The organism is Rahnella sp. PD12R (assembly GCF_019200965.1).
Taxonomy (GTDB): Bacteria; Pseudomonadota; Gammaproteobacteria; order Enterobacterales; family Enterobacteriaceae; genus Rahnella; species Rahnella laticis.
This window is the reverse complement of record NZ_JAHTMS010000007.1, coordinates 240,820-266,682: the sequence shown is the minus strand read 5'-3', so window position 1 is coordinate 266,682 and position 25,863 is coordinate 240,820. Positions and strand designations below refer to the sequence as shown.

Below are 25,863 nucleotides of genomic sequence, written 5' to 3'. Positions count from 1 at the left end.
CATTAAAGTAAGCTATCGTCATCGTTGAAAAAATCAACAATTTCACACATCCATGAAGGGGTTCTTATGTCCTCACTTTCATAAACTATGTCGCAATATATATCGCAAAAATTCACCTTCATGCCAGGAAGATTTAGATAGTTATAAATAGCGTCACGTTGAGTAGTAGTAATATCTAAAATGCCTGCGGAAACATCGCAATCTAGCGGAGTTGTGTTTTCGATGAATTCAAAGTCATCGTTCCCCTGCTCATATAATTTATAAATAGTTTCATAGAAGAATAACCCATTTAATGAGTCCTCTATTTCAGTTTGAGGACTGGCTCTATTATCCGTCGTTTTTAATAAATCAACATTCCCGCTTGATTTATTAAAAAGAAGTCTTCTTATTCTTATGTTGGGAATAGAGTCTGTGCTTTGATAGGCGCTATGTGCTTGATCTGTATCTAAAAGACAATACACTTTACCTTTTATGGTTTTTTTTCTGTCTTTCAATGCAAGCGTTAGATAACTGTAGATATCTTTGACAGCGAACGAACCGCCGACAGACAGCACTATCAAATTTGGTATGTTTTCAATTTCAAGATGCGCCTCAAGATATTTTTTATCTGTTTTTCCTTCACATAGCAACCAGTTATAGTTATTTGTTGATGTAATCGAAGCAATGATTGATTGCACTAAATCATGGGTGCTTTTGACTTCTAAAGTATCAAGATAAACGCCATTGGATTCTTTGACAAAATTACTAATTTCATCTTTAAAAGATGATAGATTAAGCAGCTTTATATGGTTTTGATTGGGGGATATATATATTGCAGAGCCAACACCAGCGACAGGAAGAAATCCATACCAATGAGTGGTAACGAGTGTTTGGATGCCTAAGCCGCTAATTTTTTTTAATTTTTCGAATTGTTTAAAGCATGCTGTAGCATGTAATGAAAGTTCGGGTTCATCTATTGCAAATACGGTCTGAGACGAAGATTTTTTTGGGTTTGCTTTTAGGAATGCAAAAGCCAAGTCCAAAAGTGCCTTGCGTTTCTCACCTGAGCTAAGATTATTTATCGGAGTATCTCTTCCATCAACAGAGCGGTGTAATATTTTATCGGTAAAATAGGTTTCTATTATTTTTAATATCATATGCCTTTGTGTGAAAAGAGTTTGACGCTGGGATGGTTTTTTAAAATGATAGGAGTTATCAAGTAATTTGGAAACATCTGAGATGTATTCATTTAAATGTTTATTTATTTCATCAATGTCTTTCTTTTTAATTATTTTTTGTATCTTGTTCTGAATGTCATCCCCTAATAGGGATTGGGATAATTCTCCTTCGATTTTTGAGTAGCTGTCAACTGTTATTTCTGCTGGTAGATAAATGAAAGAATATAGCTCCTTTATGAAATCTAAAACTTTAGATTTAATTTCCTCGAGAGGATTTTTTTTTAACCACGATACGTTAGGAAATAATTCAGGTAATTCTAATAACTCCTCTTCATAAAATGGTATTGATTCGAAAATCGACATAGATGGAACCGGAGTTTCATTAGCTTTCTTTTTAATAAAGCCAATTGGAATCAAAAAATACCTAGAATCATCGAAAGACTTAGCTAGTTTATCTTTGTGTTCGATAAATCTTTCTGCAAAGGATTTCTGAAACGTAGAAGTGAAATCATGTGACTCAAGCTGCCATGTGATATTGCTTATTATTTCTAATGTTTTTGCCATTAAAGCGTTACGTTTTACTTTTTCTTTTTCTATTAAAAAAACAGGTACTATAAATGGCTCTCTTGTGTCCAGTCCTAAGCTTCGAGTTTCATTATTAATGTCTAGTCGGTTAATATCACTGTGATTTAATAAGGTGTTCAGCGCAGAGAGAATTGTGCTCTTACCTACACCATTTTCACCGATAAAATATGTTGCTCTACTATCAAGTGTTATAGGAATGTAATGTTGATTCCTAAAGGATTTATAATTTCTAAGAAGCAGTCCGGCAATCATTATTAGATATCCTTTAAAAAACTGTGTTAATACTGATTTTAACCTTTCCCTTAAATGCAATGTCGTTTATTGATGCCTCAAAATTCCGACTTCCTGTTTCGATCTTTATTCTTTCAGATGGAAGTCTTGTTATTTCGCGTAGACTTTCATTTCCATCAATGCTTACCAACCATAAACCATCGTTAATAGCATTAAAATGAGCTTCTATTATATAAGTGCTACCGTTATCTATAAGAACCGTTGGCGAGATAAACTCTTCGCTAAACAGTGATTTATCGAACAAAGTGTATCCACAGCTATACAGTTTTCCATCAATAAGTTTCGATTTAGGAATCGTAAGTAAATCTGAAAGGCCATTTTCAAAAATTGGTCCCACACCGGAGACAAGCCATTTTAGGGAGGCATTTGTTTCAAGTGCACATTGAATTACCCATTCGGCAGGGAAAATATCCCTCATAAATCTGGTCGCAAGGGTGCTTTTTGATACACCTAGATGATCACACAGCATCTGACGTGTTGAGAATCCATAAGCCTCAACAAGCCGCAAAATCACCTGTTGCCCACCTGTTTTAAAATCCATCAAGTTCGCTCCCAAGAACAAAATTCAGTTGACAGATTCCCAAAGCGATCTTAATGTTCGCCATGAAGTTCGATTTGGGAAACTTCACTTGTAATCACTATTAATTGAGGCTCGCCACAAGCCAAAAGGAGATGTTGCCCCATGAGACCTAACATTTCAATCACTCTGATCACCCCTCACGTCACAATTGAACGTTACAGCGAACTCACTGGTTTAGCTGAGGATACGATCAACGACATGCTTGCTGATGGACGTCTGCCTCGTCATCGTCTGCGCAAAGATATGAAGCGCGAAAAAGTGATGATCAACATCGCCGCTTTAACCGTTGACGCGTTATCAAATTGTGACCTTTCGGTTGCTTAGTTCGATATTGCAATATCACTGAGGTCACAGCCATGTTTGATTATCAAACTTCAATACATCCGCATCTTGATACTGCTTGTCGGCGTTTCTCTTTGGCGCACAACCTAACCGAGGTTGCCGCTGTTATGGGGGTTTCTGCCCAGGTGTTACGTAACAAGCTGAATCCAGAGCAGCCACACCGTTTAACGGTAAACGAGCTGATCTTACTGACAGATATCACTGATGATTCGGCGGTTCTGGATGGTTTGCTGGCACAGCTGAAATGCTTGCCTGCTGTGCCGGTGAATGAGGCGAAACCTAATAATTTACCAATGCACGCTTTGAGTGCCACGGCCGCAATCGGTGTTATTGCCGGTGAAGCCATATCCCCTGGGCCTATGACGCAATCACGTAGAAACGCCATTTTAGACCGAGCCAATCAGGCGATCCGCGATCTGTCCTTGCTCGTTGTGTCTGTTGAGTCGCGTTTTCACACCACGCCTGCGCTGGCCACTGCAATGGACGTTTTAAGTTCATGCGGTGTCATGCCTGGCCTGAACTGAGGCTATTCGATGAAAGTATTCGCACAACTATTAAAACAGCAATCGCCCACCGCACAGTTGCAAAGCTATGGCCACGGCTGGCTTGAATTGCCGAACGGTCAGCGGTGGCAACCGGCAGCCAGCAAAGTGGCGTTTCTAAGTGGTCAGCGTCACCCGGTGGTGAAGATTAAGCGCCGTCCGTGGTGGTTTCGCTTGATGGGGTTGAGGGGGTAAGTGTGGAACAGCAAGTACCGAAATGGATCCACGAAGCCCGGAAGATGATTTCAGGCAGTGAAAACCGGGTGAAACATTATTGGGAAAATCTTCCAGAAGATGAGCGCCGCGATCTCTGTTTCCTCTCCCAGCTGAAAAGCCGCCATGTGAAATGCGCCTGGGATGATTTGACCGAAGCGGAAAAAATTGCGCTGTGGCATGGCGTTTTGAAGGTCAGAAAAATGCAGCAACAAACCCGATTGCTGACACCGGAAGATTTTAAAGGTGTTGTCGTTTGTAGTGTCAGCCGCCGAGCTGATGAACCAAAAATTTCAAATCCAATGCATTGAGGAAAGTATGAAAATTATCACGGTAGATGAAAAAGGTTTGATCGAATCATTCGCGGATTTCGGCGTTAAGTTTAACTACAGCCGTTTATTCCTGAATAAATGCCATGTGTCTGGCGGTCGCGTTGCGCTGACGCCATTCATGTTTAATGACACCGTTCACCTTGATAACCCGCACCAATGGTTTGCGGCCAATGTTGCGTTTTGGGTTCGCGCTTATCGTGAGTCGGAAACGCTGGTTGAGCAAATTGAAACGATGGCCAGCATCCGCGCTCTGTATTTTGTGGCCGGTTCCCTGGGGCAAGGTCACGCCCATGCGCTGATTAGTACCTGGTTTGATAAAACCAAGGAATTGCACGGCATGGGGGCGCTTAACCTGTCACCGCTTGCGCCGCTGCCTAAAAAGTACGAAACAACAGTTTCCCCGCTTAGTTTCCATTAATTAAACCCCTTGAACGCCCACGGCTTCCACCTGGTTGCCGGGGTTTCTTGCTGCCTAAATTTGGAGTTATGCCATGAATCTAACCCGAAATGACCGCCCGAAACGCACGCCAGTGCTGCGAGGTTTTGACCAATCATCACCGGCTTATCAGGAAACTGATCGCCTGGCCAGTATGTTGAAGAACGCCCGCGCAGAGTCTATGGCTGATGCCGCTGTTAAATACTCCGGCCGCCTTGAGCGCTTGGCGGCATACATCGTGACCGAGGGATTAAACGCATCGGAAGCCGTGGAGCTGCTCCTGCAGGAATCGGAACAGTTTGGCCGCGCCTGTTAATGAAGCTTTTGGCTTTTAACGGGCAGCATCATGAAACCCGCCAGTGGCAGCAAGAGCAATTTGCCCCTGGCGCACCTGATGAAATCAGCCTGACTGAGCGTCAGCTATGGCACCTGAATAAAACCGACCACGATTGGCGTGCTGAATATCTTGGTGAAATGCCGGATTTCTTAGCGCGCTATTTTGGCGATCGCTACAGCAAGTTATTGGAGGGTGGCCATAATGGCCGCCGCCGTGCCAATACGTTTTTGCGCACTACGGTGGGTAAGAGCGTATTGCCACGTCTGCGCAATGTCTGCGAGCAGTACACGACTGAACACCAGGCTGCGGGGGTAATTCCGTTTCCGTTCCTGGCTGACCTGGAAAAACTTCCCACCTTTGGCCGTGATGAGCTGCGTAATTTGGCGCACCGCATTGCTGATTTTATGTCTGAGTCATTCACCGATTTCATTGATTTAGCTTTTGATGGTGCGGCTGCTGATCAGAAAGAAATGACACGCCGCTCATATGCCACGTTCAAACACCTGGGCAAACTCACCAAGATGGCGGGCATCACGCCTCCGTACTGGCAGCAATTTCTTTCAGGTCGCACTTTCACAACTCGTACCGCGGAATCCGGTTTATTGCGCATGGTGGCACCGGAGTGGTGGCGTACTAAGTTGAAGCGCCGCCGTGATCTGCAGCGTGAACATATGGCCATCGCCGTTGGCCAGGTGCAAAAGGCGGCATCGGCTTACGTCAGCCGTTCCACGCAGGGAGAATGGATGGAACAAAAGAAACGTAACCGAGAGTTTTTTAAATCGTGTGATCTGCAGAATCAGGAGACGGGTGAGCGCCTTTCTCTGGCTGAGATGGTAGACGGCAGCAACGCCAACCCGGCAAAGCGCCGCTGTGAACTTATGGTTCGTATGCGTGGGTTTGAAGATTTGGCCACGGAAATGGGGATGGCCGGTGAGTTTTACACGATCACCGCGCCGTCTAAATATCACGCCGTCCACAGCAAGGGCGGGTTCGTGTCTCAGTGGAACGCGGCCAGCCCGCAGCAAACACAAAAATATCTTTGTGGCGTGTGGGCCAAAGTCCGCGCTGCGTTTTCCCGCGCCGGGATCCACGTCTTTGGTTTTCGCGTAGTTGAACCCCATCACGATGGGACACCGCACTGGCATATGTTGCTGTTTATGCGGCCGTCAGATGTTGCCGAGGTGCGGGATATTCTCTGTTATTACTCCCGTCTTGAAGATTCTGAGGAGCTGCAATCTGCATACGCGCTAAAGGCGCGTTTTCACGTTGAGCCTATCGATCCAGAGAAGGGCAGCGCAACTGGCTACATTGCCAAATACATTTCCAAAAATATTGATGGCTACGCCCTGGATGGAGAAGCCGACGACGAAACCGGCGAAAATCTCAAAGATATGGCCAAGGCCGTTTCAGCCTGGGCAAGCCGCTGGCGGATCCGTCAGTTTCAGCAAATCGGTGGTGCGCCGGTAACCGTCTGGCGTGAGCTGCGTCGCATGCGAGATATCACCCTGGAAAACAAATCTATGGATGCCGTGCTGGTCGCTGCGGATGTGGGGTGCTGGGCATCCTACACCCAGGCGCAGGGCGGTGCGTTGGTGGCTCGTCGTGATCTGGTTGTGCGCGTGATTTATGAAATCACTGAATGCGGTAATGAATACGGGGAAGCCGTTCAACGCATTCAAGGGGTTTATTCGCCGTTATCTGGCCAGGAGTCAGAGGTATTAACACGCCTGGTCAAATGGGCAATTGTTCCGAAGTTGGCCGACAGCGCAGCGGAGGCTGCTTTTCCTGGCGGCACCGCCGCCCCTTGGAGTTCTGTCAATAACTGTACTCAAAGTACGATCAGCGAGTTGAAAAAGGGCATCGGTATTCAGTCCCAGGATGCTGGCCAGATGGCCAAAGCGTTGGCCAGGGGCAATATCGTGCCGCTGGATCGGGAAACAGAAATGCAATTAGAAGGTAACCGGCTGGTGGTGAGGCGGAGAAAGCAATATTGCAGGAACAAGAATTGCGGGGAGGTCATTACGCCTGAAAACGAGTCCTTTGATTCCCCTGGCATGTGCTGGGGATGCGCGGATGGTCAGGTTTTGCAGGGCGATCAGAGTGATGCCGTTAACCGGGCGTTTGAGGCGTTGGGAATTTAATGCAAGCTGAAAACTCGCAAAAGCGCGCGCAGTTTGCTTTTATTCTGTAACATTTTGCGATACTGTACATTCATACAGTAAATGATTAGGGAGGTTGGGGGATGCAGGATTTGTTTTTTGAGGAAATCGCTGTGCAACGGATGGCTTTGTTTTCGCGGTTGGTCGCTGTTGGGGACTGTGATCAGGAAGAAAAAACGTTAGCACTGGGTTGGTTAGCTGAGTTGAATGCTGAGTTGTTGAAAAATCTGCGGCAGGGAGAAAAGAAAAACCCCCAAAGTGGGGGCAGTGATTCAGGCTTGTTGCAGTAGCGAAAGCAACATTTGCTTATCGTCGGATTTCAGTGAATCCACAAGGCCACGCAGTAAGCTACCCTGGCTTTTTGCGCTTGGGCTGATGGTGTGGGAAAACGTCATATTCATTACAAACGTATGGCCACATTCGAAGTCAGAGCACGAACAGTAAAGGTCTGAAATTTTCCGATGCTTGCGTGCCGTTTTCTTAATGACTGAGTTCGCGCCGCATTCGGGGCAAATAACTGTCGGTACGCGCATTTTGTTGGCTCCGGGGAAGTGATAACCCCGTGATTTTAGCCTGTTGCGGCTCATTTTTCATCCTCTGATGTTGTGTCAAAAGCAAAGTTAAGCCGCAGGTGTGGCGGAATTTCCAGATCACTGTTGACCGCATTCATGATCATGCGCTGCAACGGGATCACTTCATCCTTTCGGTATGTTGTCCGGGACTTTTCCGGGTCGGGTAAACCGGCCGCATTTTGCGGAATAATGCCCGCCAGGCCAGCCGGGAACCGGTGGGCGTTCAGTACATCCTGTGCGCTGATGTTCTTCACGTTGTTGAATTCGTCGTTCGCCCCGATATCCCCCACCGGAATAAACTGGATCGCCTTTTCCCCGCCCTGGGGAATGTTCACAAAGATGGTGGAGAAGTTACCGATCCCCTTGCTGCTTTCCAGGCGCTGCGCAATTTCTTCCTCTACTTCGTCGGTCATGTTCGCGTCATTGGTGTAGATGATGCCCCCGGTGTGCGCCCCGTTGTGGTAGTAGCGACGGCGGAAAATGGTTGCCTCGCTATTGAGTAACGCCGAATGAATGCCGCTGATGTAATCTGGCAGACCGTAAATCTGTTGCTGCGGATCGTACTGTTTCATGAAAATGACATCATCCGGGTTGTACACCAGCGGTTCACCGTCCTGTAAAACCACAAATTCCCCTGTTTTACGCACGCGCAGATACAGCGACGGCAGCGGCAGCAAATCCACCACATCCCCCCAGCCCGAACGCACTTTTAAAATGGCCAGGTCACCGCAGGATAAATAATCGAATACGCCGCCGCGCAGCTGCTCATGCGTCAGGCCGCCGCCCAGGTAATCCGATGCCACCATATTATGGCGGGCATAAATTACGCCGCCGTGCTGGCTGTTGAGGTTGGTCAGTTGAACCAGTGCCAGCCGGTCAATCGGCAGGGTGTAGTGATCGAATTCATTGTCATACCAGATATCCCGGTAATTGGTGCCGGTGGTCAGGATGGGTTCCGGCCGCCCCATGCTGATGATGCTCATTTTCTTGCTGCGGTCAGGCTGTTCTTTCTTTGCCTGGCGGGCTGGTTTGCGTTTGCTCATGCTGCTTTTTTCCCTAAGTTCCATTTAGATTTACGCTTATGCTCAAAGTTGATCGGCTCGTTAATGATGGCGTGCGCGATTGCCCAAAAGGCATCGGCGTGGCCGGTTTCAACCGTGCGATCGGCTTTGAACGTCATGGCGTTGCCGCTGGCCGTGCTGGTGTGTCGGATGGACAGGAAAGACGCGGCAATTTCCCGGTTGTCTTTGTTCCATTCCAGGCGTTTTGCGCCGATGACGTCGATCATCTTTAAGACCAGGCGCGTTTTGGTTTCCATACCGTAATGAATGGCCACCGCCTCACGCAGGGCAAAATGTTCAATCAGCTCAAATACGCCCCGGCCAATGCCGGTCACGTCTACGCCTATGTAAGTCATGTTGTACTTCCCGAACAGCTTTTTGATCTGCGCCGCCTGGTACGCGAAATTCATCCCTTTCCAGTGGAAAAGGCAGAGCACGCGGAATTTTTCCACCGCATAAAGTGGCGGGGCAACGATGGCAAACGTGGATGTGTCGCCGGAACGCGCCGGGTCAAAGCCTCCCCATACCTCACGGTTACCGAACGGCCGTTCAGCGTTTGCGTCATGGTCTTGCCAGTCGGCCACGTCCACGCCGCAGATTTCCAGGTCACTGAATTTGAAAACGCTGTCTTTACTGTCCACGAACACGCACATATACAGCATGTTGAACGTGTCACGGTTGTAGCGGTTGCGCAGCTTGTCGATGCTGGCACGGTTAAACCCGCCTTTAACTGCGTCCTCCATCGTGATGACATACCGCCACTGTCCATCGGGGCAGGGTCGGCCGCCGTCGCGCATTTCATCAAATGATGGGAAAACGGCGGTTTGGCGTTCTTTGTCTCCCTGCTTCCATTCTTCCCCTGTCCAGAAGGGGTAAGCCTGGTGCGTTTTGGCGCTGGGCGTTGAAAAGTAGGTGGTTCGCCAATGGTCGTGTGTGGCCATTGCGCTGGCCACCTCGTTAAGCTTGGCGAAGTTCGGCACCCAAAAGTATTCGTCGCAGTACAAATGGCCGCTGTAGGACTGCGCGGTGTTTTTATTGGTGGACAGAAAACGCAGCTCTGCGCCGTTGCTTAGTCTGATCGGATTGCCGGTCAGCGTGATACCGAAATACTGCTCTGCGATGTTGACGATATAAGAGCGGAATACTTCCGCCTGGGCTTTTGATGCCGAAAGGAAAATTTGCGGGTCGCCGGTCATGACCGCATTTTCGAATGCCTCAATCGCAAAGTACCAGGTGGCACCAATCTGGCGGCTTTTCAGGATGTTCCTGATCTGCTGTGCCAGGTTGTTGCGCAGGTGCTTCTGATAGCCGAATAAATGTTCCTCTGCGAAAGCGTCAAAATCTTCCTGCGTCATGCCGGAGATGTCGTTTTTCTTATATTTACGCTTCTTCACCGGCTCTGTGCCGTCACCGTTCCCGCCTTGGCTGTCATATCCTCCCTGGTTGCCAGATTTGGCGGCGGCCATCTTTTCTTTATGCTTATTTGTCTGCGCACGCAATTTCACGGCGTGCGTAATCAGTACATCAATCTCTTTTAATTCCAGCTCTGTTTTTTTATCCCGGCCAACTAATAATTGGTAACGGCGTTCAATGGCTTCCTCTGTTGATTCGTGGCTGAGTAAATCAGCCCAATTCCCTTTTTCCGCCCAGTAGTAAATGATCCGCGCATTCGGCAGATTTAAATCCTGAGCAATTTCCTTTGGCGTGGCGCGGCGCAAATATAAAGCGCGTGCAACGTCTTTTAGTTCGTCTGTGTATTTAGCCATTGGGGCATTATGCGGGGATGTTTCAGCTATTTCGTTAATTAAATATCTGATGTGGTCGGATATAGGGTTATATCCGAAATCATCTTGGTGCGGGGGCGTTAATTATTGGCGATACTGCAACTCACGGAAACAACGGAGGTTAATTCCGGTATGTCAGATTCACATTTAATGACGAATTGGCTCTGTATCGCAACCGAAGGGGAAACGGTTGATAAGCGTTTTTTAACCAGGGAAATGTTAATTGACGCGGCGGAAACGTATGACCCCAAAAATATGTATACCGCACTGCTGTGGCCTGAGCATGAGCGCTGGTGTGGTAATGCCGGTGAGGTGCTGGAAGTTGAGGCAAGCGAAGATGATTCTGGATTGGTAAAGCTCTATGCGCGGTTGTGTCCTTCCACTGATCTGGTACAGGCGAACCGCAACGGAAAGCTTTTATTCACGTCTGTTGAATTAACGCCTGATGGCAACTTTCGCGGCACTGGCCGTTACTACCTGGAAGGGCTGGGCGTCACCGATGAACCCGCAAGCGTAGGCACTACGCGAATGCGATTTAATAAGCGGAAAGACAATTACTTTATTGGTAATAGCACGCCGCTGGTAATAAACGAAATCAAGGATATTAACATGGCAGGGAAGGATAAGAATAAATCGAAATGGCGCAGTCTTTTCAGTATTGAAGACGAAACCCAAACGCCGGATGAAACACCGCAGGACGGCGATAAATTACAAGCGTTGGCCGAGGTTGTTGCTTCTTTGGAAACTCGTATTGCTGCGCTGGAAACAAAAACGGAAGCAACGGATACAACGGTTGAAGATATTCAAAGTGATGTTGAAACCGTGAAAGAAGTGGTGGATACGGAAGAATTTGCCCGCCTGCGCGATGAATTACCAAATATCGTCAGCAAATTTAGCAAGCTGGATAAAAAGGTAACCACGTTGCCGAATAAGAATCCGAAAGGTTCACGTAAACCGTTCCAGTTCTTGTAAGCATTTATCAGGCTTTCGCCAGGGAAAAACATTAACCGCTGAATAGCGATTAAGGATGAATAAATAATGATTTTAAATGCAAAAGCGCGTGGCTTTTTAAAGCAATTCGGCGCGGGACTTGCGGCGGCTAACGGTCTGGACGGTGGCGAGGAAAGTAATTATTTCTCACTGTCTGACCCGAAGGAAACGCAGCTGCGTGATGCGCTGCTGGAAAGTTCGGATTTCCTGAACTGGATCACCGTGGCCGATGTTGACCAGCTTTCTGGCCAGGTTGTCAGCGTGGGCGCGTCCGGTCTGCATACCGGCCGTATTGCTGACGGCCGTTTTCGTCGCAACGTTGGCGTTTCGGGTAATGAGTACAAGCTGGTTGAAACGGATTCGTGCGCCGCACTGCGTTGGGATCTGCTTTCCATCTGGGCAAATGCGGGGTCTGAGGAAGAATTTTTCCAGATGGTGACCGCATTTACCACGCAGACCTTTGCCCTGGATATGTTGCGTATCGGCTTTAACGGTAAGTCAGTGGCGGAATCTACTGACTATAAAGAAAACCCGAACGGCGAAGATGTGAATATTGGTTGGCATGAAATTGTTCGCAAATATAAAGACGGCAAACAAATCATGACTGATGCGGTCACGCTGGATCAAAACGGTGATTACAAGTCACTGGATGCGATGGCGTCAGACCTTATCAACACCAAAATTCCGCAGCAATTCCGTAATGATCCGCGTCTGGTGGTATTGGTCGGTTCTGACCTGGTGGCGGCTGAACAGTATCGCCTGTATCAGGCGGCTGATCGTCCGAGCGAAAAAATCGCGGCGCAGATGTTGCAGGACTCCATTGCAGGCCGTCAGGCGATTATCCCGCCATTTATGCCGGGCAAACGCATGGTGGTGACCACGCTCGCTAACCTGCATATCTATACGCAGCGTAATACCCGTCAGCGTAAAGCGGAATTTGTTGAAGACCGTAAGCAGTACGAAAACAAATATCTGCGTAACGAAGGTTACGCCGTCGAAGAAATGGAGCTGTATGCGGCGATTGATGAATCCGCCGTGACGATTGGCACCGTTGCCGAGCCATCCGAACCCGTAGGCGGAGAGTAAAAATGAGCCTGTCACCCGCGCAGCGACACAGTGCCCGCATTGCGGCGCAAACGAAGTTAAAGCAACGCCAGGCATTGGAAGGGGCAGACAGCTTGCACGTTCTGAGTGCGGCGCTGGCCAACGATGTGGACATGTTGCACGGGCTGACATTGGCGCAAAAGGTGGCGTTAAAGCGTGATGAATTATTACCAAAATGGATGCCCACCGTTGAAAAGTACCTGAATGGCGGGGAGGTCTACCGCAATCCGATCCTGGCATGGTGTGTGATTTGGCTTTTTGACGTAGGCGACATGGACGCCGCGCTTAGTTTGGCGGATATCGCCATTGAGCAGGGGCAGGAAACCCCGGTTGAGTTGAAAAGCAATTTCCCCACCTTTGTGGCGGATACCGTCCTGAAATGGGCGGAAGTACAGGCCAGGGATGGCCACCCTATTGAGCCTTATTTTTCCCGCACATTTACCGATGTGGCGGAAAAGTGGGAGCTGTATGAAGTGATCCAGGCCAAGTGGTTCAAGTTCGCCGGTATGTATCAGCTATTTGACGAGGGAGGCGTACCGCGTGCTACGTCCACCGCGGATGTGGGGCTGTTGCGAAGCGTGGACGCGCTGCTGGCCACGGCCGAAAAGCTGCATTCACAGTGTGGCGTGGGAACGATGCGTAAACAGATTGCCGCACGTATCCGATCACTGAGTAAGTAAAGACTACCGCAAGCCGGAACGGGCGCGGGGAAGGTAATACCCTAGGGTTATGTACCGTGGATCCCGGTCTGCCCGTTTCTTACGGAGAATTTTATGTTTAGCGGCACGCCGATTGATTACCAGGATGAACCGTTAACGAATGACGGATTTTGGCCAGATTTAAATCTGGCGGATTTCCAGGAACAGCGCAGCATCCCCGCCGATGTAGACGCCGGGACAGTAGCCGAGGCGTTGCTGACGGCGGCCGGGGAAGTGAATGACCTGTTGCAGGCCGTCAAGGATGGGTATGTGGCCAAGGGATTTGGCCAGGCCAGCGCGGTGCCGGGTATCGGTCGCCCTGGCGAAAACCTGCTTTGTGCTCGTTATAAAAAAGCAGTGTTTGCCCGCGCAAAGGCCGATCTGATCCCTGAGTTCGCAAGCCAGGGGCGCAGGGAGTCGCACCCAGGCCAGGAAAGCGCGGAAACCCGCGCCGGGTTGCTGGCCGAAGGTTCGATCATCATCCGGGCAATCAAGGGATTGCGCCGCGTGACGGTAAGGAAGATATGAGCCAGCTGGATGCGTTGAGTGATTTCATCACCAAAAGTATGCCCGCCAGGACGTTCAAGGGGGCAGGTTTTTCCAGCTATATGGATGAACTGAGTTTTATCCCCGCGCAACGGGATTTAGGGCTGGAACAGTACCGCCTGGCGGTGATCCGCTACAACGCGGTATTGGCCTGGGACAGATTCCCTTACCGGCTGTATGACCCGCGCAACCTGGCGGCGCTGCTGCTGGTGTGGCTGATGGAATCAGACCGGGAACTGTTTGAAGAATTCGGCATAGACACCGAGTTACCTGATTTTGATATCGATCTGGTGGATGAGGAAACCGCCGTGGTGGTTATCACCTTGCCGATGGTGGAAGCGTTAAACCTGGTGAAGGACGTCAAAGGCAATATCCCCCTGGACGGGGAGCAATGGCGACTTGCGGATCCGACTATTTGGTTTGCCAGTGAAGCCGTGGTGTACGGCGTTGATGAACAGGGCGCACCGCTGGGCAGTGAAAAATGATTATCCGGGGTGAGTTAGACCGGGCGCAGCTCAAAGCGGTACGTAAACAGCTGGACAGCCTGGAATTGCCCCCGGCTAAGCGTAAACGGCTGATGTGGCGGCTGGGGAAATACGGACTGATCCCGGCTGCTAAACGTAATGTCAGAAATCAGGCCAGCCCGGATGGCCAGAAATGGCAGGGACGCCAGACGAAGCGCAAAGGCAAGATGCTGCGCAATATGCCAAAGCTGCTGCATATCCGGGAAATGCCGGAAATCGACGGGGTGCGGATTTACCTGAGCGGCGGCGGGTATCGCAACGGCAAAAAGAGCGTGGCGGCGGGAACGGTGGGTTACGCCCAACAAAACGGCATGAATGTGACGGTCAGCCGTCGTCAGGTTGAACGCAAAGGCAGGGCGGAGAGTTTGCCCGCAAGTCTCAGACAGGCCAAACGCCTGCGGGCGCTGGGGTACAAGGTTAAAAAGGGTAAGCGCTGGCGAAAGCCGCCGTTTAAAGAAATTCAGGAAGGGTTGACGATGGCCAAAGCCGGGCTGTTGATCCGGACATTATCGGGGAAAGCGGCGAAAGCCTCCTGGTCAGTCGATGTTCCATCCCGTCCTTTCCTGGGCATCACGGAAGACGATTTTAATAAAGCGTTAGCGCGGCAACTCCAGGGCATCGGATTTGGCGCAGGCGCAGGACACTAAGGGGAAGTTATGACGTGGCCAACGGTCGATGTAAATCAGGTCAATCAGCTACAGGGTGAAACAAACGAGATTGAGCGCGTCGTGCTCTATGTCGGTACGGGGACAATCAACGCGGGCAAAACGTTGGCGATGAATACCCAAAGTGATTTTGATGCGCTGCTGGGCGCACAGGACAGCGTTTTAAAAAGCAACGTGAACGCGGCCATGCTCAACGCCGGATCCAACTGGAACGGTTACGTGCATGTGCTGGCAGATGATGCCGGGGAAAATGCTTGGGTGGATGCGGTACTGGCTGCGCAATCCCTTTGCTCTGTTGAAGGTGTGGTGTTGCTGGATGATATCGCCACGAAAACGCCTATCAACAAAGCGGCGGAGCTGCGTGCCAAATTGCTGGCCAACTTCTCACGCTGGAACTGGTTCATCCTTTCCGTGCAGGCACCGCAGGCCGAGGAAGATTGGGCAGAATATTTGGTTCGCATGGTGGCCTTACAGGAGCAGATTTCTGCCCCGTCCGTGCAACTGGTGCCGCGTTTGTTCGGCAATGAGCCTGGCGTGCTGGCTGGTCGTCTGTGCAGTCGTGCGGTGACTATTGCTGACAGCCCGGCGCGGGTAAAAACCGGGGCGCTGGTGTCGTTAGGCAGTGATGAAATGCCGGTAGATGGCACCGGCGCGGCGCTGGAGCTGGTCACCTTGCAAGCGTTGCAGGCGCAGCGTTTTAGCGTGCCAATGTGGTACGCAGATTATGACGGGTATTACTGGGCAGATGGCGTAACGCTGGACGCGGAAGGGGGTGATTACCAGGCGATTGAGTACCTGCGTATTGCCGATAAAGCCGCCCGTCGCGTGCGTTTGCAGGCGATTGCGAAGATTGGCGACCGTTCGTTAAACAGCACGCCGTCCAGCATTGCCGCCCACCAGGCGTATTTTGCCAAGGTGCTGCGTGAGATGTCGATTTCCAGCCAGATTAACGGCATCACCTTCCCCGGCGAAGTGAAGCCGCCGCAGGATGATGATGTGACGATCACCTGGCTGTCAGCCACCAAAGTGGCGGTGTATATCGTGATCCGTCCGTATGAATGCCCGAAAGGCATCACGGTGAGCTTGTTGCTGGACACCAGCCTGACAGGGAGTAATTAACGATGAAACGTATTTCAGGCCAGTCCACCGATGTGCGTATTGATGGTGACCTGGTTCACATTGAAAAGGTCAGTTTGGATATCACGGATAACACGGCGGCGGCATCTACTCAGGGTGTGCCTGATGGTCATGTGTCCGGGGATGTGGCGGCCGAGGGTGAAATTGAAATCTCTACCAAAGTGCTGACGCAGCTGACCGCCATTGCACGGCGTGCAGGTTCATGGCGGGGTATTGACCCGGTGGATCTGATGTTCTACGCCAAGGCCGGTAGTGAAGAGCTGAAAATTGAAGCCTTTGGCTGCAAATTGGTGGTGAGCAACCTTCTGGATAACGATCCGAAAGGCGGAAGCACGCTGAGCCATAAAATCAAATATATGGTCACCAGCCCGCAGTTTGTGCGCATTAACGGCGTGCCGTATCTGGAAGATGAAGATACCCGCAACCTGATCGGATAAGGACATTGCACGGATGCAAGAGCACGAAAAAAGTTTGTTAAGCCTGATCCTGCTGGGCGCACTTATCGCCCTGGGACAGATGTTGGTGAGCAGTGAGCCAATGACCGGAAAGCTGTTTTTTGGTCGCATTATCCTGGGTTCTGCCACCTCAATGGTGGCGGCGGCGGCGCTGATTTGGATCCCGGATATTTCCCCGCTGGCCATCGCGGGGTTGGGTGCCGCGCTGGGGATTGCTGGCCACCAGGCCGTTGAAATCTGGCTACGCAAAAAGGGAAGTCGTTATTTACCAGGGAAAGGAAAACTGAAATGACACTGAGCGAAAAACAACAGTTGTTCACGCAGCTGATTGCCCAACTGATCGAGTGGGCAGGTAATCACGGTTACCGGCTGACCTTTGGCGAAGCCTACCGCACGCCTGAGCAGGCCAAACTTAATGCCAAAAGCGGCGCGGGCATTGCCAATAGCTTGCACACGCAGCGTCTGGCTGTGGATTTTAACCTGTTCATCAACGGTCAATACCAGACCAGTACCGAGGCGTATACGCCACTGGGTGAATATTGGGAATCCCTGGGCGGCGTGTGGGGCGGTCGATTCAAAAGCCGCCCGGACGGCAACCATTTCAGCCTGGAACACAACGGGGTGAAATGATGGGAAAGCAGCTGGTGATTGCCGCCCTGGCGTTGTTGGCTGCGTTCGCAGCGGGTTGGCAGGTGAATACCTGGTACAGCGATAGCCTGGAATTAGTGATCAACAATGCCGCACACGCGGCGGGGGAAGCCTCCCGCGTTGCCGGTGAGCAGATGGCCAGTGAATCAGGCCGCAAGCTTGAAAATACGTTGGAGGCGTTGCGAAATGCGCAACCTGTGGAAATCCGCACGGAAGTGGTTAAGCCTGTGTTTACTAATGTGTGCGTGTCTGCTGATTTTGTCAGCCTGTACAACGCCGCCGCCGACAAAGCCGAACGTGCCTTATCAGGAAAATCTGTTAACCAAATGCCCGGAAAAACTCCCGCGCATTAAAGGTCTAACGGGTAAAGATATTACCGAACCCTTATTAATACTCACGCCGCAATATTCAGAGTGTGCGGCACGTCATAATCAATTAGTTGACGAAATAAACCAACGGAAGGAAATAAAACAATGAGCAAAATTACTATGGCTGTAAATGGCACCGCGCTGACTTTTGAACCAAACGCCACCGCGTATAATAAATTCATTAACGAAATGGCGATGGATAATAAAGTTGCACCGGCAAATAACTATCTGCGCCGCATTGTTCACGTTGAATGCAAAGAAGCGCTGGATACCATTTTGGATATTCCCGGTTCTGCCCTGCAAATTTGCAGTTTCGTGAATGACCAGTTCGCGCCGAAATTAGAGATTGAACTAAAAAACTAACGGCGCGGGTACGCGCAATTGAAAATAATGGCCTTGAACAATACCTGATTTTGCGCCGCCATTATTTACCGCATGAAAATGACGATCCCGAAAACTTAGCCCGTGCCGTGTGGCTGGATAACCGGCATTGGGATAATCAACGCATAGCTGTAGCAAATGGCATTGCCCTGGCATTTAAAGGCGAATAATGGCTGATTTAGATTTTACACTCAGTTTAATTGACAACATGACGCGCCCACTTCGCCAGGTGCAATCCTCTGTGAGCGGGTTCGCTCAGGAAAGTGCGGCCAGCTTTGGCAAGGTGGCCATCGGTGCCGCTGCGCTGTGGGGCGTGGGTGCCTCCATCAAGGCCGCATTGGATCCGGCCATTCAGATGTTTGATGCCATGCAGGAAGCCAGCGCGCGCGGCATTAGCGATGATGCGCTGGCTAAGGTCACGGACGACGCCCTGAAATTCAGTGTGCGCTACGGGGAATCGGCGGTGGAGTTTGTGAAATCCTCCGCGGATATCAACGCCGCCGTGGCCGGGCTGACGAACGCCGAATTGCCCCGCGTTACCGTGGTGGCCAATACCGCCGCCAAAGCGCTGAAAAGTACGGCCGGGGAAGCGTCGGAATTCATGGGGCAAATGTTTACCCAGTTCAGCGGCTACGCGGCCGAGGTGGGCAAGGTGCAGTTTGCGGAAGAACTGGCGGGCAAAATGGCCTACATGAAAAACCAGTTCGGCACGGACATGGCCACCATTAAAGACCTCATGGAAGGGGCACGGGGTGTCGGTTCCAACTATGGCGTGGGGATGGATGAACAGCTGGCCGTGTTGGGTGAGTTGCAGCGTTCACTAGGCACGGAAGCCAGCGGCTCTTATGAGGGATTTCTGAGCGGTGCCGCAGCCGGTGCGCAAAAGTTGGGGCTGAGTTTCCAGGATGCCCAGGGAAAAATGCTGTCCATGCCTGCCATGCTGGAAAAACTCCAGGGCAAATACGGTAAGAGCATTGAGGGTAATCTCAAGGCACAGGCTGAATTAGATGCCGCCTTTGGTGACAGCGCGGCGGTGATTAAACAGCTTTACGGCAACGTTGATCTGCTGAAACGCAACATTACCGAGCTGGGCAGCAATGACGGCATGAAACGCGCCACGGAAATGGCCGAGAAAATGACGCGCCCCTGGGACAGGCTGACGGCGATCTGGTTCGCCATGCGTGCCGCCATCGGCTCAACGCTGTTGCCGGTGCTGTATCCGCTGGTGAATAAAATCGCGGACGGTGGCGAAAAACTGACGCGCTGGATGCGGCTATTCCCCAACATTGCCCGCGTGATCGGTTATGCCACGGTGGCGTTGCTGAGTTTTGCGGCCGTGGGGGCAATCGCCAATATCGTGATGGGCGTTCACGGGTTCGTGATGATGGGCGTTACGCGTTTGCTGGCACCAATGGCCAGGTTGTTGGGAATTAACCGGCTGGCGATGGTGGCCAGTAATGCCGTGACGCAGCTATTCAGTGCCGGATTGCGTGGCCTGCGTGCCACCTTGCTGGCCGCCAGTATTGCTGCCCGCATGGGTTCAGCGTCCTTTCTGCTGATGATTGCGCCGGTAGTGGCCATCGCGGCCGCCATTGCTGCGGTGGTTATTGCGGTGATTAAGTTCTGGCAGCCTATCAAAGCGTTTGTGAGCGGGTTTATCGGCGGGTTCGGCCAGGCGGCCGGTGCGCTGTCGCCTTTCAGTGGCTTATTTTCCGGTATTGCCAAGGCGGTGGGCTGGGTGTGGGACGGCGTGAAAATGCTGGTGGGCTGGTTTGGTAACCTGCTGACGCCGATCCAAATGACGGAAGGTCAGCTGACCAACGTCACCAGCGCGGGCGAAACGTTCGGGCGGATTGTGGCGGGGGCAATCAACATCATTCTGACGCCGTTTGAGCTGGTGTATAACGCGGTCAGTCTGCTGATCGATTTGTTCAGCATTGTGATTAAAGGCTGGATTGATGTCGTTAAATCCTTTGATATCAATTCTCCGGTGGAGTCCTTTGAGAAAATTGCCCGCGTGATCGGGGACGTATTCGGCAAGCTGTGGGACACGCTGAAATCGTCTTTCACCGGGACGTACAATTGGATTGTTGAGAAGTTAAATAACATTCCCGGCGTCAATATTGAGCTGAAAGAAGTCCCTGTGGCGGCAACGCCAAAAGGAATGCCACCGGCCAGCGCGATGCCTAACGCGGCGGCCTTGGCGGGAACGCCTGCGGGTATGCCGCCAGGATTTAGCGGGGTGGCGGGGCAAATCCCCGTTGCAGGGAATAAAACCCCTGTGCCGCAGCCGCCGCAGCCCATCGGCAGCGATATTCTGACGGGTGGCGTGGTTAAAGGTGTGGAACGTGGGGGTTTGAAAAAGGAAATCAATACCAACGCTAAAACCTCAATTGATAACAGTAAGCAAATCGGCACCGTGAATATTCATCCTTCCAAAGGATTAACACCGGCCGAGCTAATGGAATGGCAGGAATTAAATTAATGACGGATTTACTGTATATCGATCTCCTGATAACCGGGCGGGATTTTACGCTGAACGCAGGTAATGAACCGGGCTTGTGTAATAACCGGATCAGCATTGCCCAGGATATTGTCCACGCCATTATTGAAAGCGGGCTGACGACATTATTAGTGGCAGAGCGTAGTCCGACATTACGCGCCGATGTGATCACGCAGCTGATTTTATTAATTGAAAGTGATGAACGCATTATTCCCGGCACGGTGAATATCACGGAAGAATCCGCAAAACGCCTGTGGGCGACGGCGGAAACGTATGACTTTGGCAAGATTTCCACCGGGGTGAATTATGAGTGAGAAACCGACGATTGATTTTGAGGCGGTGCTGAGTGAAAGCGGAATGCCGGTTACGCAGGACGAAATCAGCCAGCAGTTTACGGCCATCGTGAAAGCGGAAGGGATGATTACCAATACGTCCCGCATGTCACCGTTCTGGCGACTCATTACCGCCATTGTGACCACGCCCGTGCTGTGGATTAAAGATGTTTTAGTAAATACCGTGCTGGCCAATATGTACCTGGCCACGGCCAGCGGTGCCATGTTACGGATGCTGGCCTGGGGCGTAAACCTCACGGCCAAGCCCGCCAGCGCAGCGCAGGGCGTGATCCGCTTTTACAAAGAAACCGCCAGTCAGGCGGTGACCGTGGCGGCCGGAACCCTTATCCAGACTGAGCGAATTAATGGCGTGACCTACGCGGTGGCGGTCGATGCGGATGTGACGCTGGCGGCGGGCGTGGCCAGTGCGCTGATCCCGGTCACGGCGACGGCGGCCGGGAACGCTTTCAACCTGGCACCCGGCTATTTTCGTATTTTGCCGGTGGCGGTGGCCGGTATCAGTAAGGCAGTGAATGAGGATGATTGGCTGTTAGCGCCGGGCGCGGATGAAGAATCCGACGACGATTTACGGGACAGGTGCCGTAATCAGTTCAACCTGGTGGGCAACTATCATACCGATGCGGTGTATCGCAGCATGATTGCAGGCGTGGTCGGGCTGAGTGTGGATCGCATTTTCTTTGTGCATGACGCGCCGCGCGGTGCCGGAACGGCAAACGCCTATTTGCTGCTTGATAGTGGGGAGACGTCCCAGCCGTTTATTGATGCCGTGAATGAGTACATCAATACGCAGGGGCATCACGGCCACGGTGACGATCTGCAATGCATGGCCATGCCGGAAACGCAGCACAATTTAACCGTTACGGTATACGTGACCAACCCGGACAACATGACGGCGGAAGAAAACGCCGCTCTGATTTCCGGCGTCAGCAATCTGATCCGCAGCGCATTCCGGCAAAACGCCGAATATGACGTAAAGCGTACCTGGCCATATTCGCGCTTCTCTTTTTCCAATCTGGCCAGGGAGCTGCATAAGGAGTTTGGTGTGGTGGAATCCCTGTCATTTTCCCTGACCGATATCGTCAGTGAGCTGAGCGTGCCGCGTCTGGCCACGCTGAAAGTGGAGGTGAAAGGTGCCTGATTTCGCCACAAAAATGAAAAGCCTGAAATTGCCTTCCTGGATGAACCGGGGCGAACCGGCCAAATTTCTGAAAGCTGCCGTGAAGTTCTGGACAGGGATTGCGGAGTGGGTGACCTGGCCATTACAGCAGTTTGATCCGCTGACCTGCGCCGAACCGCTGTTAAACCTCATGGCCTATGACCGTGATATTGCGCGGTTTAACGGTGAACCGCTGTCACTGTTTCGCAAGCGTGTGGCGTTCGCGTTCATCAATGCGCAGGACGCGGGTTCAGTTTCCGGGTTTATTGCCATCTTTGAACGCCTGGGAATTGGCTACGTTGAATTGCTGGAACGCCAGGCGGGCATTGATTGGGATGTGATCATTGTCCGGGTGACGGACAGTCAGATTTCTGACAACGCTGATTTGCTCTTGCAGATTATCCGCCAGTACGGCCGCACCTGCCGCCGTTATCAGTTTGAAGTGATCACCACGTCCGGGCTGCGTATTCGCGCCGGTTGGAACCAGGGCGAATACGTTTGTTACCCCGCCAGTCTGGGCGTGACAGAAACAGGAACCGCCACGTTCGGCGCGAAGTTATAAGGAAATAACATGTCACAAACCGTCATTACACAAGCCTTTGAACAATGGAAAGCGCAGCAGGCTACTAATGGCCAGGCCGTTGTACTGGACGAATTTGTATTCGCCAATGTGCCAAATCTGGACGTTAACGCCCCGATTAACCGCGCCGAAGTGGTGCCGCCCGCGGCGCAAATTGTTTACCGCCAGGCTGTTGAAAAGACCGGTCTGGTTAATCTGAATGCCGTCGTGTATTCGGTGACGCTGGGCGCGGATGTGGGGGATTTCTCGTTTAACTGGATCGGGCTGATTAACAAGGCCACCGGCACGCTGGCGATGGTGGTACACGCGCCGTTGCAAAGCAAAGTGAAGAATGCCAACGGTCAGCAGGGCAACGTGTTAACCCGTTCTTTCCTGATGGAGTACAACGGCGCAGAAAGCCAGACGTTGATCAGCACACCGGCCGAAACCTGGCAGATTGATTTTACGGCACGCCTGGCCGGTATGGATGAATCTCTGCGCCTGGCTAATCTGGATATTTACGGCGCTGGGGCATTTTTCGATAACGGCTTTTTAGTGGCCAAAACCGGCACGCAATTTTTTGTGACGGCGGGGCTGGGGTATGTGGGAGGGCTGCGTGCCAACCTGGCGGCAAAAACCAACATCACCGTAACCACAAAACCGATGACAGTGTGGGCGGATGTGAGCTATCAGGGAACACTGACCAGTGAATACAAAACGGCGATTAAGTTCACGCTGGCCACCACGCTGAAAGACTACGTTCAAAGCGGCGTTGCGCACTACGTTTTTGCCCTGGCCAGTATTGACGCCAACGGTGTGATCACCGATTTGCGCCCAAAAGGCAGCAGTCTGTATCTGCGCCGGGATAAGAACCTGGGAGACATTGCCGATACGGCCGCGGCGCTGAATACGCTCAACGGCGTACCGAAAACGCGCACGGTAAATAAAAAGCCGCTAACCGCTGACATTACCCTGACCCCGGCAGATGTGGGCGCAATCAGTAATGTGATGCCTAACGTGGATAACACCACGGTGACCAAGCTTTACGATCCGTCCATTGTCAGCCTGTCAGGCGGCGTGACGCTGGCCGGTTACTTTAGCGATCACCCGTTGGGGGAAACCTTCCAGGCCGCTGACACGTTGGTAAGCCATCGCCGCTGGTTCAACGCCGGTGCGGCGCTGACGCAATATCTACATTGCCGTACAGGCACTATTTACGTGCGGATCGGCAATGTCAGTACGACAGAGGCAAGCGGCTGGGCATGGGTACAGACGAGTGCAAGCCCTCTGCCGTTTGGGTGGAGAAAGTTTTTTGATAGCAGCAGCCTGGAATTGGCTGATTTAACGCGGCTGGGCGTTGCTAAGTCCGGGGATAATTCAGATATCACCAGCCTGGGCAAGCTGACCAGCATTGCATCCAGCGTGAAGATGGCGGCCAATCTTGAGGTGGCCAGTTCTATTCAGGCAAATTATCGGGTGGGTGTGCTCCGCGCCGGAGAGTTTGAGGCGTATATGTCTTTTACAAGCCGTGCCGGGAAAGTTTCTGCGGCGGATTTGCCCGCATCGTTAACGTCAATGGGGAATATTTATTTTCGTTTGCCGAATACGCTCACTGAAACCGATCCTCATGCGGGGCGGGCGTTAGGTGGCCATTCTGCTGCTGTGTATCCGACAGGTGAAGGTGTCATGCGAATGGACGCCAGGGACGAAGCCGGTGCAATCAAGGCGCGTATTGTCTGTGATGGGCAAACCGATAGCGTACATGTGTCGAACGGTGTTTTACGGCCAGAATGGGGTATGACTCTTAGCTCTACTAATGCCAACTCAGTGATCCGGGGGCGTAATGATGCCGTCATTCTGCGTGATCATAACAATGGCAATATTACCCTGTCCGCCAGTCTGAAAGACGCGGGTATGCAAATTGGTGGGACGCTCTACATTGGGTATAACCGGCCGGAAGCGAATATTTTTACCTCGGCTGTTTCGGTCGATACGCCTTTAACCGTCAACGAAACCATGAAAGTTGTTAAGGATTCGACCTTTGCCGGGGCGATGACCGTTGGCGGAGAGGTCAATTTTAACGGATTGGTGAAATTCAACCGACATGAGGCAACGTGTCAGTTTAGCTCGTCAGACGCGGCCTATCCGTTGATGAATGTTAATTACTCGAATGCCGGTAACTTTGGCTTTTGGGATGCAACAAACGGTAAATGGGTGCTGCGTAAAAGAGCGTCAAACCTGACGACGGGGAATGCTGACAACTGGGTTATGGAAAGCGGCGGTCTTGAGATTACCGGCGCATATGGCCTGACGTTATCAACTGCGCTGCCGATCGCCAGCGGGGGTACCGGCGCGAAAACCGCAGAGCAGGCACGAAGCAATATTGGTGCTTATCCTCAGTCTGGTGGCAATGTGGGCGGGTATGTGAATGCCACTTATCTGAGCGCTACCCAACCACCAAATCCAGGGAAAGAAGTTCAGGGAACGTTTATTGGATGGAATGAAACAGGCGGTCAAGGCGAGTCGGATTTCGTTAATAACCGTGGCGGGGGCGTTGGCGGATTCATTTTCCGTACGGTAACAACTAACAATTCAGCAGAAACGGGGAGGGTAACATTTAGCGGTACGGGTGATGTGTATCCGGGGCGTGACATAAATACGGGCGGGTATATCTACGAAAGGTCACAGCGCGTATACAGCCCAAGTAATCCCCAGCCATACCCTACGGATTTTAACGGAATAAATACATACGTTTGGGCGTATTCAGTAAATGCCCGCAACCCAGGCGATCTCGTTTCTGGTTCAGAACTACAGCCTGCCACCGGCGATGGCTCCACCGTAGGCTGGACACTGGGCGGGACATGGCGATGCATGGGATTTGCTACAACAACGAACGCCGCGCACAGGTCAACATTGTGGCTGAGGGTAGGATAATGGCTAAAAAGATTAGATTGCCGCGTACAGCGGATATTAATAAATATATTGATTGTGATGTGAAGACTGATAATGGTGAGTTTGTGCCATTTACGGCGGTGCCGGGTGACAGCCTTGGTGATGAGATTTATCAAAAGGCAAAGGCCGGTGAATACGGCGTTGTTTCAATCGCCCCGTCAGCTGGATATGCCTGGAACGGAAAAAAATGGGCGGCCGTTCCCTTGGCGCAATTGGTGGCTACTGCCGAATTACAGCGAAATGCTTTATTTACAAAAGCGGCGGAGAGCATGGCACCGTTGCAAGATGCGGTTGATATTGGTGAAGCCACGGATAAGGAGCTGGCGACCCTTTCAACATGGAAAAAATACCGAGTGGCCTTAAATCGCCTGGATTTATCTGTAGCCCCTGATATTACCTGGCCAGAGATGCCAACCGATGTGGCGTAAGGCAA

At 51.4% G+C, this 25,863-nt stretch carries 30 protein-coding genes and 1 pseudogene; 26 read left to right on the top strand and 5 right to left on the bottom strand.

What is annotated here, in order from left to right:
• Nucleotides 1-2: 2 nt before the first annotated feature.
• Both KWG64_RS15940 and KWG64_RS15935 read right to left on the bottom strand, forming a co-directional pair.
• Nucleotides 3-1,994: an AAA family ATPase gene (locus KWG64_RS15940; RefSeq protein ID WP_218522425.1), complete on the bottom strand. Its 1,992-nt coding sequence runs from the start codon at nucleotides 1,992-1,994 to the stop codon at nucleotides 3-5.
• A gap of 13 nt (nucleotides 1,995-2,007) precedes the next feature.
• Nucleotides 2,008-2,574 (bottom strand): phage repressor protein CI, encoded by a 567-nt coding sequence (locus tag KWG64_RS15935; RefSeq protein WP_218522424.1) that lies wholly within the window; start codon nucleotides 2,572-2,574, stop codon nucleotides 2,008-2,010.
• A 141-nt stretch (nucleotides 2,575-2,715) separates the two neighbouring features.
• Between KWG64_RS15935 and KWG64_RS15930 the strand changes: the two genes are divergently transcribed.
• The 8 genes from KWG64_RS15930 to KWG64_RS15895 all read left to right on the top strand — a co-directional run bounded on the left by KWG64_RS15930 (nucleotide 2,716) and on the right by KWG64_RS15895 (nucleotide 7,264).
• Entirely contained in the window at nucleotides 2,716-2,937 is a 222-nt protein-coding gene (locus KWG64_RS15930; RefSeq protein WP_013575857.1) for a hypothetical protein, read from the top strand.
• Nucleotides 2,938-2,969: 32 nt separating this feature from the next.
• Nucleotides 2,970-3,479, top strand: coding sequence for a phage regulatory CII family protein (locus KWG64_RS15925; protein WP_218522423.1), 510 nt, complete (start codon nucleotides 2,970-2,972; stop codon nucleotides 3,477-3,479).
• 9 nt (nucleotides 3,480-3,488) lie between these two features.
• Nucleotides 3,489-3,692 (top strand): phage filamentation protein Fil family protein, encoded by a 204-nt coding sequence (locus KWG64_RS15920; protein WP_218522422.1) that lies wholly within the window; start codon nucleotides 3,489-3,491, stop codon nucleotides 3,690-3,692.
• Nucleotides 3,693-3,694: 2 nt separating this feature from the next.
• Complete coding sequence (locus KWG64_RS15915) at nucleotides 3,695-4,021, top strand: hypothetical protein (protein WP_218522421.1); 327 nt, start codon at nucleotides 3,695-3,697, stop codon at nucleotides 4,019-4,021.
• Entirely contained in the window at nucleotides 3,972-4,460 is a 489-nt protein-coding gene (locus KWG64_RS15910) for a hypothetical protein (RefSeq protein WP_370628692.1), read from the top strand. Before KWG64_RS15915 ends, KWG64_RS15910 begins: the two co-directional genes overlap by 50 nt.
• Nucleotides 4,461-4,533: 73 nt before the next feature.
• Entirely contained in the window at nucleotides 4,534-4,794 is a 261-nt protein-coding gene (locus KWG64_RS15905) for a DUF2732 family protein (protein WP_218522420.1), read from the top strand.
• On the top strand, nucleotides 4,794-6,956 hold the full coding sequence (locus KWG64_RS15900; protein WP_218522419.1) for a replication endonuclease: 2,163 nt from the start codon (nucleotides 4,794-4,796) through the stop codon (nucleotides 6,954-6,956). Before KWG64_RS15905 ends, KWG64_RS15900 begins: the two co-directional genes overlap by 1 nt.
• 101 nt (nucleotides 6,957-7,057) lie before the next feature.
• Nucleotides 7,058-7,264 carry a hypothetical protein gene (locus tag KWG64_RS15895; RefSeq protein ID WP_218522418.1) on the top strand — a complete coding sequence of 69 codons (207 nt, stop codon included), beginning with the start codon at nucleotides 7,058-7,060 and terminating at the stop codon, nucleotides 7,262-7,264.
• Here the strand turns inward: KWG64_RS15895 and KWG64_RS15890 are convergent.
• Genes KWG64_RS15890 through KWG64_RS15880 form a run of 3 tightly spaced genes read right to left on the bottom strand, consistent with a single transcriptional unit; the run spans nucleotide 7,247 to nucleotide 10,373 of the window.
• On the bottom strand, nucleotides 7,247-7,561 hold the full coding sequence (locus KWG64_RS15890) for an ogr/Delta-like zinc finger family protein (protein WP_218522417.1): 315 nt from the start codon (nucleotides 7,559-7,561) through the stop codon (nucleotides 7,247-7,249). The genes KWG64_RS15895 and KWG64_RS15890 overlap by 18 nt on opposite strands.
• On the bottom strand, nucleotides 7,558-8,589 hold the full coding sequence (locus KWG64_RS15885; protein ID WP_218522416.1) for a phage portal protein: 1,032 nt from the start codon (nucleotides 8,587-8,589) through the stop codon (nucleotides 7,558-7,560). Before KWG64_RS15885 ends, KWG64_RS15890 begins: the two co-directional genes overlap by 4 nt.
• Nucleotides 8,586-10,373: a terminase large subunit domain-containing protein gene (locus KWG64_RS15880; RefSeq protein WP_218522415.1), complete on the bottom strand. Its 1,788-nt coding sequence runs from the start codon at nucleotides 10,371-10,373 to the stop codon at nucleotides 8,586-8,588. Before KWG64_RS15880 ends, KWG64_RS15885 begins: the two co-directional genes overlap by 4 nt.
• A gap of 150 nt (nucleotides 10,374-10,523) precedes the next feature.
• On the opposite strand from KWG64_RS15880, the gene KWG64_RS15875 reads away from it, so the two are divergent.
• The 18 genes and pseudogenes from KWG64_RS15875 to KWG64_RS15790 all read left to right on the top strand — a co-directional run bounded on the left by KWG64_RS15875 (nucleotide 10,524) and on the right by KWG64_RS15790 (nucleotide 25,858).
• Nucleotides 10,524-11,363 (top strand): GPO family capsid scaffolding protein, encoded by an 840-nt coding sequence (locus tag KWG64_RS15875; RefSeq protein ID WP_218522414.1) that lies wholly within the window; start codon nucleotides 10,524-10,526, stop codon nucleotides 11,361-11,363.
• 66 nt (nucleotides 11,364-11,429) lie between these two features.
• On the top strand, nucleotides 11,430-12,467 hold the full coding sequence (locus KWG64_RS15870; RefSeq protein ID WP_131638226.1) for a phage major capsid protein, P2 family: 1,038 nt from the start codon (nucleotides 11,430-11,432) through the stop codon (nucleotides 12,465-12,467).
• 2 nt (nucleotides 12,468-12,469) lie between these two features.
• A complete protein-coding gene (gpM, locus tag KWG64_RS15865; protein ID WP_218522413.1) occupies nucleotides 12,470-13,165 on the top strand; it encodes a phage terminase small subunit in 696 nt (231 codons plus the stop codon).
• Between the two features lie 93 nt (nucleotides 13,166-13,258).
• Nucleotides 13,259-13,711 (top strand): head completion/stabilization protein, encoded by a 453-nt coding sequence (locus KWG64_RS15860; RefSeq protein WP_218522412.1) that lies wholly within the window; start codon nucleotides 13,259-13,261, stop codon nucleotides 13,709-13,711.
• Nucleotides 13,708-14,214, top strand: coding sequence for a phage tail protein (locus tag KWG64_RS15855; protein ID WP_218522411.1), 507 nt, complete (start codon nucleotides 13,708-13,710; stop codon nucleotides 14,212-14,214). Before KWG64_RS15860 ends, KWG64_RS15855 begins: the two co-directional genes overlap by 4 nt.
• Nucleotides 14,211-14,900 carry a hypothetical protein gene (locus KWG64_RS15850; protein WP_218522410.1) on the top strand — a complete coding sequence of 230 codons (690 nt, stop codon included), beginning with the start codon at nucleotides 14,211-14,213 and terminating at the stop codon, nucleotides 14,898-14,900. Before KWG64_RS15855 ends, KWG64_RS15850 begins: the two co-directional genes overlap by 4 nt.
• 9 nt (nucleotides 14,901-14,909) lie before the next feature.
• Nucleotides 14,910-16,037: a DUF2586 domain-containing protein gene (locus KWG64_RS15845; protein ID WP_218522409.1), complete on the top strand. Its 1,128-nt coding sequence runs from the start codon at nucleotides 14,910-14,912 to the stop codon at nucleotides 16,035-16,037.
• A gap of 2 nt (nucleotides 16,038-16,039) precedes the next feature.
• The gene (locus KWG64_RS15840; protein ID WP_218522408.1) at nucleotides 16,040-16,492 is read left to right on the top strand and encodes a phage protein; all 453 of its coding nucleotides are present in this window, start codon (nucleotides 16,040-16,042) and stop codon (nucleotides 16,490-16,492) included.
• Nucleotides 16,493-16,505: 13 nt separating this feature from the next.
• Nucleotides 16,506-16,802 carry a phage holin family protein gene (locus KWG64_RS15835; RefSeq protein WP_129952933.1) on the top strand — a complete coding sequence of 99 codons (297 nt, stop codon included), beginning with the start codon at nucleotides 16,506-16,508 and terminating at the stop codon, nucleotides 16,800-16,802.
• Nucleotides 16,799-17,140 (top strand): M15 family metallopeptidase, encoded by a 342-nt coding sequence (locus tag KWG64_RS15830; protein ID WP_218522407.1) that lies wholly within the window; start codon nucleotides 16,799-16,801, stop codon nucleotides 17,138-17,140. The genes KWG64_RS15835 and KWG64_RS15830 overlap by 4 nt, the downstream gene beginning before the upstream one ends.
• A complete protein-coding gene (locus KWG64_RS15825; protein ID WP_218522406.1) occupies nucleotides 17,137-17,511 on the top strand; it encodes a hypothetical protein in 375 nt (124 codons plus the stop codon). Before KWG64_RS15830 ends, KWG64_RS15825 begins: the two co-directional genes overlap by 4 nt.
• Nucleotides 17,512-17,631: 120 nt before the next feature.
• Nucleotides 17,632-17,889 (top strand): putative phage tail assembly chaperone, encoded by a 258-nt coding sequence (locus tag KWG64_RS15820; protein WP_013575834.1) that lies wholly within the window; start codon nucleotides 17,632-17,634, stop codon nucleotides 17,887-17,889.
• Nucleotides 17,890-18,148: 259 nt separating this feature from the next.
• Nucleotides 18,149-20,392, top strand: coding sequence for a phage tail tape measure protein (locus KWG64_RS15815; protein WP_255562198.1), 2,244 nt, complete (start codon nucleotides 18,149-18,151; stop codon nucleotides 20,390-20,392).
• Nucleotides 20,392-20,724, top strand: coding sequence for a DUF2590 family protein (locus tag KWG64_RS15810; protein ID WP_218522404.1), 333 nt, complete (start codon nucleotides 20,392-20,394; stop codon nucleotides 20,722-20,724). Before KWG64_RS15815 ends, KWG64_RS15810 begins: the two co-directional genes overlap by 1 nt.
• Nucleotides 20,717-21,901 carry a baseplate J/gp47 family protein gene (locus KWG64_RS15805; RefSeq protein ID WP_218522403.1) on the top strand — a complete coding sequence of 395 codons (1,185 nt, stop codon included), beginning with the start codon at nucleotides 20,717-20,719 and terminating at the stop codon, nucleotides 21,899-21,901. Before KWG64_RS15810 ends, KWG64_RS15805 begins: the two co-directional genes overlap by 8 nt.
• 13 nt (nucleotides 21,902-21,914) lie before the next feature.
• The gene (locus KWG64_RS15800; protein ID WP_370628695.1) at nucleotides 21,915-22,481 is read left to right on the top strand and encodes a hypothetical protein; all 567 of its coding nucleotides are present in this window, start codon (nucleotides 21,915-21,917) and stop codon (nucleotides 22,479-22,481) included.
• Nucleotides 22,482-22,490: 9 nt separating this feature from the next.
• Nucleotides 22,491-23,393, top strand: a pseudogene (locus KWG64_RS15795) (phage tail protein); the annotation flags it as partial.
• A gap of 2,018 nt (nucleotides 23,394-25,411) precedes the next feature.
• Nucleotides 25,412-25,858: a tail fiber assembly protein gene (locus tag KWG64_RS15790; protein ID WP_218522401.1), complete on the top strand. Its 447-nt coding sequence runs from the start codon at nucleotides 25,412-25,414 to the stop codon at nucleotides 25,856-25,858.
• The last annotated feature ends 5 nt before the right edge of the window (nucleotides 25,859-25,863 follow it).